General features: G+C 50.5%; 11 protein-coding genes. All 11 read right to left on the bottom strand.

Translation table 11 applies throughout. The annotated features are described in order from the left end of the window. Positions 1–118 precede the first annotated feature (118 nt). The 11 genes from VN379_RS06580 to VN379_RS06530 all read right to left on the bottom strand — a co-directional run bounded on the left by VN379_RS06580 (position 119) and on the right by VN379_RS06530 (position 10,353). A complete protein-coding gene (locus tag VN379_RS06580; protein WP_325532057.1) occupies positions 119–526 on the bottom strand; it encodes a heme-binding protein in 408 nt (135 codons plus the stop codon). Positions 527–548: 22 nt separating this feature from the next. Next, complete coding sequence (locus VN379_RS06575; protein ID WP_325532055.1) at positions 549–1,088, bottom strand: GNAT family protein; 540 nt, start codon at positions 1,086–1,088, stop codon at positions 549–551. Between the two features lie 201 nt (positions 1,089–1,289). Continuing rightward, on the bottom strand, positions 1,290–1,874 hold the full coding sequence (locus VN379_RS06570; RefSeq protein ID WP_325532053.1) for a 4Fe-4S single cluster domain-containing protein: 585 nt from the start codon (positions 1,872–1,874) through the stop codon (positions 1,290–1,292). Continuing rightward, positions 1,871–2,074 (bottom strand): DUF2997 domain-containing protein, encoded by a 204-nt coding sequence (locus tag VN379_RS06565; RefSeq protein ID WP_325532051.1) that lies wholly within the window; start codon positions 2,072–2,074, stop codon positions 1,871–1,873. The genes VN379_RS06570 and VN379_RS06565 overlap by 4 nt, the downstream gene beginning before the upstream one ends. 17 nt (positions 2,075–2,091) lie before the next feature. Next, the gene (locus VN379_RS06560) at positions 2,092–3,639 is read right to left on the bottom strand and encodes an AAA family ATPase (RefSeq protein ID WP_325532049.1); all 1,548 of its coding nucleotides are present in this window, start codon (positions 3,637–3,639) and stop codon (positions 2,092–2,094) included. Between the two features lie 26 nt (positions 3,640–3,665). Then, the gene (locus VN379_RS06555) at positions 3,666–4,046 is read right to left on the bottom strand and encodes a DUF1257 domain-containing protein (protein ID WP_325532047.1); all 381 of its coding nucleotides are present in this window, start codon (positions 4,044–4,046) and stop codon (positions 3,666–3,668) included. 13 nt (positions 4,047–4,059) lie between these two features. Next, positions 4,060–5,388, bottom strand: a complete 1,329-nt coding sequence (locus tag VN379_RS06550; RefSeq protein ID WP_325532045.1) for a hypothetical protein — start codon at positions 5,386–5,388, stop codon at positions 4,060–4,062. An 18-nt stretch (positions 5,389–5,406) separates the two neighbouring features. Continuing rightward, a complete protein-coding gene (locus tag VN379_RS06545; protein WP_325532043.1) occupies positions 5,407–7,515 on the bottom strand; it encodes a hypothetical protein in 2,109 nt (702 codons plus the stop codon). Positions 7,516–7,539: 24 nt separating this feature from the next. Further along, complete coding sequence (gene cydB, locus VN379_RS06540; RefSeq protein ID WP_325532041.1) at positions 7,540–8,544, bottom strand: cytochrome d ubiquinol oxidase subunit II; 1,005 nt, start codon at positions 8,542–8,544, stop codon at positions 7,540–7,542. After that, positions 8,535–9,920, bottom strand: coding sequence for a cytochrome ubiquinol oxidase subunit I (locus tag VN379_RS06535; protein WP_325532039.1), 1,386 nt, complete (start codon positions 9,918–9,920; stop codon positions 8,535–8,537). Before VN379_RS06535 ends, cydB begins: the two co-directional genes overlap by 10 nt. A 4-nt stretch (positions 9,921–9,924) precedes the next feature. Further along, complete coding sequence (locus tag VN379_RS06530; protein WP_325532035.1) at positions 9,925–10,353, bottom strand: Rrf2 family transcriptional regulator; 429 nt, start codon at positions 10,351–10,353, stop codon at positions 9,925–9,927. Positions 10,354–10,459 lie beyond the last annotated feature (106 nt).

Here is a 10,459-nt window from a genome sequence, read left to right as displayed (position 1 = left end):
CTATAATATATTTCGACATATTTCTTTGAAAAATAAGATATATTTCACTTTTTTTGTCGAAATTAGGCAATAAAAAGGAGCCTCGCTATGCGGACTCCCCTTAAGCAATTAATTTATTTTATCGATACAGTAGTTCCGCAGCCATATCTGCTAGGTGTTGGTCTTCTTCGGATGGACGGCCACTGATACCTACTGAGCCAAGCACCGTTCCGTCTAAAGCCAGGATCGGCGCACCACCTGGCAGTGGTGTAAGATTAGTGTCACAAAAGTAGCTGATATCAAGCTGTTCCTGGTACAACCTGGCCAGAAACGCAGCGGTCCTTGTCTGCATCCGTGCTGCAGTATAAGCCTTATGCCTGGCAAAGTGGACGCACCTTGCCGGTACATCATCCATCTTCAATAACGCGATTAAAGAGCCATCCTGATCGCAGATAGCAATAGCTACAGGTTTACCGCCATCCTGTTTCACCTGTTGGACAATCCCGTTCAGTACCTGCTGACACATGTCCATAGTTATTTTCTGCAAGCTTAAATTCCCCCCTGTCCTGCTACAACCGCAATGGCGGGCAATCATCTCTAAGCAAGCCAAACATCTCAAGATCGACATATTCACCGGCAAGAAACGCAGCCTTACGCAGTGTTCCTTCATAACGATAACCACATTTTTCAGCGACCTTACGGCTAGCCTCATTACCGGCAACCAGGGTAAGCTGCAGCCGCGGAATCGGCTTTGACTCAAATAAGAAGGCAGATAACAAGGCCAATGCCTCGGACATATAGCCTTTCCCCCGGTCTTCGCGCCGAAATACCTGATAGCCGACCTCATACCCGGCCCGGTAGTCAGCATTCCTAAAGAAGATAATCTCGCCAACGATCTTGCCTTCTTGTTCTATATCGGTAATCAACATCCGGCCAAAGTTCTCAGACCAAAACCCTTTCTCGGTAAAACCCCGGCGAAAAGCAGGCTCAGCCGGGATATCAATCAGCCAATACATACCTTTTTCCGATACATCAGTCATTAATCTATAAATTAACTCAAGGTCAGCTTCCCGTACAGTCCGCATACAGACTTTTTTTCCTTGAAGCACACATCCACACCTCACACTACCAACGCCTTCCTTAGCAAATATATGTATCATCATGAAATTTTATTTGCATAAGTATAGTATCCCTCATTATCTAACATTATCATTAAAAAGTAAAGCCTGGCAGCCACATGCCAGGAAAAAAATTTATAAGTACATATACCGCCCCTATGCCAACAAACATCTTTACTGCGGAATCTATAATCAGCCAAGACCGGAAACGATTATATTGCCCGCATTATCAATGATAAATTCCCGGGCCTGACCTGCCTGATTTACAATATCCGGGTGCTGTTGCAATCTTGCAGTAAGAAAAATAAGCTCCTGGTTAGCAGAGCCCCGCAGGTAATCCCGGGACTGCTGCTGTTCGATATACGGGCCGGCTACCAGCAGGTCGGTCACTGCAAGCAGCCTGTTCCACTCAGGGTTGGCGGCCGCCTTAAGTTCCTCATATCTGTAACCAGTAAAAATCATAATCGTCAAGCCATGTTCAACCAAAAGCTCAGCCAACACAGCCAGCGCAGCAGCCTGAGCAAAGGGTTCACCGCCGGAGAAGGTAACACCTTCGATGCCGCTTTCAGCTAAAATCCGGCCGGCCAGTTCAATGGCAGATACTAATTGTCTATCCTTAACCTCAAGCATATCCTGGTTAAAGCAGCCCGGGCAGCGGCGGGGGCAACCCTGGACCCAAACCACGGTCCGGAGGCCCGGGCCGTTAACAAGAGATGTTGGCAAAAAGGCGGCCATGTTGATCAGGCCGCCTTTTAACGTTTCTGAGGGGGTATTCACCGGTGATTGTCTCTGACTTTAGAGGGTTCGGCTGGCTGCTGGTAATACTCGGGTGTCATTTCCCGCACCTTGACTTCACCGAGCGCGTCTTCAATTGGCCTAGTGATATCCAGACATTTTCCGCCTTTGGCGCCAGCTACCTTAATGCTTACTTTGCCATCGGCTTCAATCGTTATTTCCAATTCCTCTTTTTCCATCATATACCACCCTTTCCTCGTTAGTCCTGATCCTCAATTTCCAGTAGTACCTGGCCTCCGCCGGGTTCACCGGCAACCTCGCCGGGATAGGATGCCGACTGGGCCCGGCCTTCCTGCAGCCATTGCCTGAGGTATTGAATGTTTTCCCGCTGCGAAACCGACAGCGGTACCTGACGCTTAAGTGATAGCACGATATCCTCGGTGGTGATTTCCCGCATATGATCACTAAAAGCAAGGTACATAGCATCAATAATTGCCTGCTCAATCTCTGCACCCACATAGCCGTCCGATTCTTTTACCAAACGTTTGATGTCAAACTCACGGGGCGAGCGGTTGCGACGCTTAAGGTGGGTGACAAAAATTTCGCGACGCTCAGCCATATGAGGCAAGTCAAGGAAGAAAATCTCGTCAAACCGGCCTTTACGCATAAGTTCAGGTGGTAATGCAGCAATGTTATTGGCAGTAGCAACTACAAAACAAGGCGCTTTTTTATCCTGCATCCAGGTTAGCAGTGTAGCAAATACCCGCTGACTGGTACCAGCATCCCCTGAGCCAAAAGCAAAGGCTTTTTCTATTTCATCCACCCATAGAATACACGGAGCAATTGTCTCGGCGATATGCAAGGCCCGGCGGGTCCGGTCCTCTGACTCACCGACATATGAGCCAAATAAGGCCCCCACATCAAGTCTGAGCAGAGGCAGCTGCCACAGGCCGCTAATCATCTTAGCGGTCAGACTTTTGCCTGTACCAGGGATTCCGACCATAGCGATGCCTTTTGGTGCAGGCAGACCGTAGTCACGGGCGTCCTTTGTAAACGCTTTTTCCCGGAGACGCAGCCACTCTTTTAAGACACCCAGACCGCCAACGCTTTCGGCAGTTTCGGTGGTGGTCAGGAACTCCAGCGCTTCGCTTTGCCGTACTAGTTGGGCCTTTTCTTCAGTAATCAGTGAGATGCTGCGATCATCAAGACAGCCACAGGTAACAATGGCTTTCGAAAATACCCTCCGGGCCTGACCGGCTGTCATGCCCATCGCGGCCTGGACAACCTTTTCCCGCCCGGTATCAGTGAGATTTATCTTAACATTAGCCCCTTTTAACAACCCTTCCAGCACAGTATCCAGCTCTTCACCGTTCGGACGCCGCAGGTGTATAACAACTGCCTCGTCCTGCAACTCGTCCGGGATTTGTCCGGTAGGGGTTGTAATGACAATTGAGGTCCGGGTTTGGGTGAGGCGCTGAACCACACTTCTCAATTTGCGTCTAACTGGCGGGTTAGCCCAAAAATCATGAAAATCCTTGCAGACAAAGATTGCACCGGTATTATCCATTCCTGTTTTCTCCATCAAGTCAAGCGCTACCAACGGGTCCCGGCACTTTAAATCCAGCGAGGTGCGCCCAGTCAGTACAACAAATCCATCTGCAATATCCCATGACAGGCAGGTACGGTTTTTCTGCTCGCATACGGTTTTAACATGTTCGATAGCCCGCTCTTCTTCAGGTGTTACGATAACAATAAGCGTAACACGCGCTCTTATATAGGTATCAAATTGCTCTGCGAAGTTTTCCATCTCTTTTTACCTCCTTCATCACCACATTATATCCAGCGTCTTACCACAAGACGTATTTGCCCGCTAGCATCCCGCTGCTGCTCGACAACATTAAACCCCTGCCGGTTGACCTGCTCCATGACCGTAGCCAGCGCATAGTGCTGCTGAACCTTAGCCGTAAACTCCTGCTCACTTACGCCTTGTACACCAAACCAGTCAGCCACAAAACTGTACGTCCCGTCAGGTCCCAGTGTAAACCCAACATCATACCCTTGCCGCATACGCACAGCAATATCAACCGCTGTTTCCTGGCCCCGGTACCCCCTGATTGATGCTTGCTCGGTAACCTCATAACCTAGTTCTTTAAGACAACTAAGTAGCAGCTCTTTGTTAGTGATTTTAGTGGCTACCTGTGTAAAATGTGACATCATTGCCCCTCCTCTACATAAGCTTCGCCGCTGGTACATTGTCAGCAATAACACGCCCACTACCAACCTCGCAGGCTGTTACAGCCAACTGCCCGGCTCCATCAATGCTAATACTGGCGTGAATAGCCGGCTGGCCACACCTTGCCGGTTCGCCGGTCATTACAATCAGCGGGTTTTCCGCATTTATACAGTGATCGGCACCATCCCCCAGCCGGTAGATAAATAACGCATACTCCTGTTGTCCATCATAACTGGCTTTAATAGTCAATTCGGCAACAGGACCAACACTCGGATAAAAAGTACCGTTGCTTGCTACCAAGCGATATTGGTATTCGTCCTGAACCAGGTAACGAACCCCATAGTTATGCCTGATATAGCCACAGGCATCAATTCCGGCAGTTAACGCCGCCGCACCACACGCCGCAGCCCCCAGCAAATGTTTATCATAAATAGGAATCCCGGCAAAAAATTTATGGATAACTGCCTTAAACGGAAGTTGCTGCCCACCGCTACCGGTCACAATAACCCCGGCAAAGGTATCTCCGTCATAGCCCAGTCTGGCAATCTGCCGCAGTGTTTGCCGCAATATATGTTCGAACTGACTGACAATTGGATCATTAGGCTCTTGCTCATTCTCCGCATCAATTAACCATTCACGAATATGGCTGAGCACTCGCAGCCGCCGCTCACTATCCCCAACAGACTCCTTACCGGTCTGAACAACAGCAGTCTCAACAATAGCAGTCTCCAGATCAATCACAATATATCGCTCCTCCGGTTTCACCGGCATTCCAGCCCCCCAGGCAGCCGCCCAGGGGTGTTCCACCAGTTCCAGCCGGGTAAAACCAGCCTGCTTTACAACGCTTTCCAGCCAGCGGCGATACCGCTGCCAAACTGCCTCTGCGGCACAAGCTTCAGCCGGTACAGTAAAGGCAATGACCGCTTCGCTGCCTAACCCCAGAACCTGACTGGCACGGCTGATGATGGCAGCTAAATAGTCCCTGGCCATATCCTGACCACAGAGCCACCTGCTGCCTGCCTCGCTATATACCCGTTTGCCGGTAATAACATCAAGCTTCAGGTTACTAAATACCTTCCGGTCATCAACCAAGCCACTCAGCTTCTCAACTACCTGCTGTCCGATCAGATATGAGTCTGACTCCCGCCCGTACAGGATTAAAGAGGGTGCGGCATAAATTGTTTTGCCGCTATTACCGGGACTCATGCGGATCGGGCGGGTAACTTCAGGCACATACAACGTCTCAGCCTGACGGGAGGCTTGCCGCCAATACCCAATTACAGTATACAAATGTCCAAAATCGATTGCCAATCGTCCGGCCACCCGACCGCCTCCCCTAGACTACAGTATAATGTCATAATGAAACTTGCTATCCAGTAGTGTTTGCAAAAATACTACAGCCTGGCTCACCTCAGGCTCAGGGGTCAGTGCCGTCAGTAGCTGCGCTACATACCGCCAGTCGGCATGCGTAGCCTGTGCCAGCGGTTTGACCAGCCGTAATTGCATTATCACAATGCCTCCCTGGCCTGGCTTATTTACAGCCGCTAAGGAGCCATCCGAACTAACCGCCAGCAGCCTGCCGGCTGCCGGCATTGTCCATAGCAGCTTACCACCCTCTGTTTTCCAGGTCTTTAGAAAGCCGTCAGTGCCGGTACTCACTACGAATTTTCCATCACCGCTTAGCTGCAGGGACTGTATAGATCCAGCATGAGCTGCCCAGCACTGATTGCCATGTCTACTGCCTGTTAACGCATACATCCTGATGATGCCGTCTCGACCACCGCCCAACACCACCCGTTGCTCCATATTTACAGCAGCAACACTAAACAAACTACCGGGATACTGCCCCTGATTCATCATATAAGCACTGTCCCAAGCCCAGACCCTGGCGGCTGCCGCACCACCCGCCCAAGCGGTTGCCAGGATGCTGCCACCATAGCCAGCTGCCATCGCGGTTACCATACCTGGCTGACCGTTCACACTGCTGACCCACTTTACCTCAGGCAGCCGCCAAATGTGCACCTTGCCTTCCCGCCCGGCAGTTACCAGATAATGCCCATCCGGCGTAAAAGACACAGCCGTAATGGCCTCAGCATGAATATCCACTGTCCGCCATACCTGCCGGCTGCCTAGCTGCCATAACCTAAGCCAGCCATCCTGACCACCGCCAGCCACAATCCGCTTATTGGGATGGAACGCCACACTTGTGATATCAATACCGGTCTGATCTATCTCCAGCGCAATACGCTCCCGCCCGTCAGGAATAAAAACTCCCCTGCCTGCTTGAGGGCATACAGCCAGTTTTTTCTCCCAACTTTGTCGCTCCCACAACCGCGGCTGCCAACCGGCATTCCTCAGCGTCAGGGTAATCTCAGCCGCCCACTGTACCGGCGCACTAGTGGCAAGCCGGTATAATTCAGGCCACCGCTGCTGGCTAACCAGCACATCTAACATGGCCTCCCAATCCACATCGGTAATTTCCTCATATTCGTCCTGACCACCGCCTGTTAGGAGCAGGCCGGTCAATAGCAGGCTTTGACCACTTTTGCGGGCAACCTCTAAAAACTGTCGCCGTTCACTAAAAGTAGCCTCACGATATCCCTTGTCCAGAAGGGGCCGTGTTTCCTGCCAGTCAAGGGCGTAATAGTTATCCCACTGCCCGGTGACAGCGTAATATAGGGCCGCCCGGCTATCACTGGCAGGGGCGAAGCGGGCAATAACAGCCCACGCTTTTAAGCGTTCATTACCCGGTTCAGCCAGTACTGCTTCACACATAGCGTCGACGTCTTGCCTGTTAGTCATGGTCAAGAGAAAGCGCCGGGCCCGCCCGGCGATGCCCCTGTCCGAATCATCAACAGCCGATAAAAGCTCAGGCACTAATTCCGCTCCCTCGGCCAGCATAACTCGATCCGCATTTGTTTTCAATACGGTTAACAGCCTTAAACCCAGTGGTTTTGAAGCCAAATACCCGGCTTCAAGCAATATTTCCTCCAACTCCGCCAACCGGGAGTTAACCCACTCACTGCAAAAAGCATCAATGGCGCCGCCATCTGATAACTGGCAGAGAGCAGCCCGGGCGCTGACAGCTACCGCCGGATCAGCAAGCGCCCCAATAAGCGGTGCAATCCCTTCTGGTCCCATTCCCGCCGGGATGTGCGGCTGACCGGCCCTAAGTGCTATCAGGACTTTCTCCCGCACTTCCCGGTCAGCCTCCGCTTTAGACGCTTGCTCACCGGCCTTATCTTCTTCAGGCGCAGTACCGTCCCCAGCAGCAGCCCGGATTCTATCCATAATGCCCCAAATAATATCACGGATATTCTGACGTTCGCCTGCAGCCAGCTGTTCTTTTACAACAGCTTCTGCCAATTGCTTAAGTTCTGCAACATAATCACTAGGATATATCCAGGCTAACTGCCGTAAAAACTCATTATCATCGTCACGAAGCGCCATATTCTCACCACCCGTAAAGGTTGACTAATATTCCAGCTCCTTCGCGCTAACCCGCTTCCGGAACATCCAGTAGACCCAGCCCTGATACAACAGCACAACAGGCACCAATGCCAGTGCGGCTATAGTCATGATCGTCAGCGTGTAGTGTGAAGAGGCTGAATTAGTGACTGTCAGACTCCAGGCAGGATTAAGGCTTGATACCATTAGCCGGGGGAAGAGTCCCCAGAAGAAGGCAATTGTCGTGAGTGCCACTGTCAGGCTGCTTAAAATAAAGCCCAGGCCAAAGCGTTTAGCATACACCGCACCATATGCTCCCACGAACACAGCCACCGCACCCCACAAGGCGATGCCGGCACCGGTACTGGCAAATAGATCGGTATTGCTATAGGTCATACCGACAAGCAGCAGACAAAACACAGCTGCCAGAACTCCGGCCTTTTTTGCTGCATTCCGGGCTCGTTCCACCATGTCACCCTCAGTCTTAAGCGTCAGGTATAAGGCGCCATGGAAGGTGAACACCAGGAAGAAAGCAATACCGCCTATCAGGGTATATGGGCTCAGTAAATCGAAAAATGTCCCGACGTACTGCATTTTCGCATTAATAGGGACCCCCTTAATCAGGTTAGTTACAGCGACGCCCCACAGTATAGCCGGTATGGCGCTGCCAGCAAAAATCATCCAATCCCAGGTAGAGCGCCAGGCCTGATTCTCATCTTTACTTCTAAACTCAAAGGCTACCCCTCGGACAATAAGCGCCATCAGCATTAAAAATAGTGCCAGATAAAAACCACTAAACAACGTTGCATATACATGTGGAAAAGCGGCAAACATGGCCCCGCCGGCTGTAATCATCCAAACCTCATTGCCATCCCATACCGGGCCGATCGTATTGATAATTACCCGGCGCTCGGTATCATTTTTCCCTAGAAAGGGAAGCAAAATCCCGACACCGTAATCAAACCCCTCCAGAAAGAAAAAACCGATAAAGAGAACCGTGAGTAGAATAAACCACAGTACACTTAGCTCCATAATGCCGCCCCCTTCGTTACCGGTTTGTTGGGCTGAGCCGTTGTTACGTCAGGCCCCTTACGGACAAATTTCTGTACAAGATAGACTGCTGCTGCAGCCAGCAAGGCGTATACCAGGGTAAAGCCGATAAGGGAAATCCAGATACTGATTGCGCCAACTGACGGTGACACAGCCTGCTCCACCCGTTGCAGCCCAAACACAATCCATGGCTGACGGCCCCCCTCAGTAACAAACCAGCCTGTCGAATTAGCGATATAAGGGAGCGGCAAGCTCCATAGCACCGCCTTTAGCAGGTATGGCCTGGCTTCTAGCTGGCCGCGCCACCAGAAGAATCCGGCAGCCAGTACGGTAAGCATCATTACAGTGCCTGCGGCCACCATAATCCTAAAACTCCAGAATACCGGTGTAACCGCCGGCACATAGTTGCCTGGTCCGTATTTTGCGATGTATTCTTTTTCAATATCCTTAATGCCTTTTATTTCGGTATTAGGATTATTGTTTGCCAGTATTGACAACATGGCAGGAATTTTCAGCTCGGCTGTATTGGTCTTATTTTGTTCGTCAATGATTGCGGCTACAGCGAAAGGAGCTGGGTTAGCAGTCTCCCACAATGCTTCAGCCGCCGCCAGCTTCATAGGTTGTGCCTTAGCCATAAACTGAGTCTGGGCATGGCCGCTGCCCATTAAGAGAAACAGGCTGATTGTCGTCCAGATAAGCCCTATTTTGAATGAAGCCCGGAAAAAATCTAAATGAGTTTTTTGGATAAGATGATAGGCACTGATGGCTAATACGAAGAAACCAGCAGTCACCAGACCTGACAAAACAGTATGCGGAAACTGGTAAAGCACATATGGGTTAGTAATAAGTGCAACAAAATCGGTCATTTCAGCCCTGCCATTATTAATGACATAGCCGACAGGCGACTGCATAAAAGAGTTAGCTGTCAAAATCCAGAAAGCCGACAAATTGGTCGCCAGCGCTACAATCCAGATGCTAACAGCATGCAATACTTTAGGGATACGGTCCCAGCCAAAAATCCAGAGACCAATGAATATTGACTCAAGGTAGAACGCAGTAAGCGCTTCCAAAGCGAGCGGTGCCCCAAAAATATCGCCCATAAACCGGGCATACTCAGACCAGTTCATACCGAAATGAAATTCCTGAACAATACCTGTGACCACACCCATAGCAAAGTTGATGAGGAAAAGTTTTCCCCAGAACTTAGTCTGCTGCTTATACATTTCATTACCGGTGCGGACATAGATAGTTTCCAGAATAGCTACAATGAGTGACAGTCCAATTGTCAACGGCACAAAGAGAAAATGATAGATTGTCGTTATCCCAAACTGCCAGCGGGATAAAATTAGCTCTTCCATTTGCCTACCCCCTAATAGAATTATTTGCTTTAGCAGCCAGGGCTGCAAAAGTAACACTGGATAAATCAGCGGCCAGCCGGTCCTGAACGCCGGCTAGGGCCTGATGCACAGGACACTCCTGATCGCAAACGCGATTACACGCTTTGCGGTCAACCAGACAGCGATGAATACCAAGCGGACCTTCCATGGCGACAATAACATCATACAGCGTAATCTCTTCAGCTGCTTTTGTCAGGGCAAACCCACCCTCTACGCCACGGTATGATTTTACCAGCCCGCCAGCAGCCAGCATTCGCATGATCTTTTGGAGAAACCGGGGAGGAATGCGTTGTCGATCAGCAATAACGACACCACTTGTCACCTCCCCCAGCGGCAGTGCGGCCAGATACAGTACTACCCGAAATGCATAATCAGTGGCCTGGTTCAACTGCACAGCGGCACCACCTTCTAGTTGTCATAATAAATCAATACTGAACTGGTATAGTATTAATTTCATTGTACTGCCAAAGCCCAGATTCTGTCAATAGATATTCGTTAGA

Source organism: Sporomusa sp. (assembly GCF_035561255.1).
In the GTDB taxonomy this organism is placed as follows: Bacteria; Bacillota; Negativicutes; order Sporomusales; family Sporomusaceae; genus Sporomusa.
The sequence above is the reverse complement of the archived record's forward strand: the minus strand, read 5'-3'. Positions and strand labels throughout refer to the sequence as shown.

Excerpts from the sequence above, each read along its gene's own strand:
- VN379_RS06545 (WP_325532043.1), bottom strand. The coding sequence starts at position 7,515 with ATGGCGCTTCGTGACGATGATAATGAGTTTTTACGGCAGTTAGCCTGG.
- VN379_RS06565 (WP_325532051.1), bottom strand. The coding sequence starts at position 2,074 with ATGATGGAAAAAGAGGAATTGGAAATAACGATTGAAGCCGATGGCAAA.
- VN379_RS06535 (WP_325532039.1), bottom strand. The coding sequence starts at position 9,920 with ATGGAAGAGCTAATTTTATCCCGCTGGCAGTTTGGGATAACGACAATC.
- VN379_RS06560 (WP_325532049.1), bottom strand. The coding sequence starts at position 3,639 with ATGGAAAACTTCGCAGAGCAATTTGATACCTATATAAGAGCGCGTGTT.
- VN379_RS06555 (WP_325532047.1), bottom strand. The coding sequence starts at position 4,046 with ATGTCACATTTTACACAGGTAGCCACTAAAATCACTAACAAAGAGCTG.
- cydB (WP_325532041.1), bottom strand. The coding sequence starts at position 8,544 with ATGGAGCTAAGTGTACTGTGGTTTATTCTACTCACGGTTCTCTTTATC.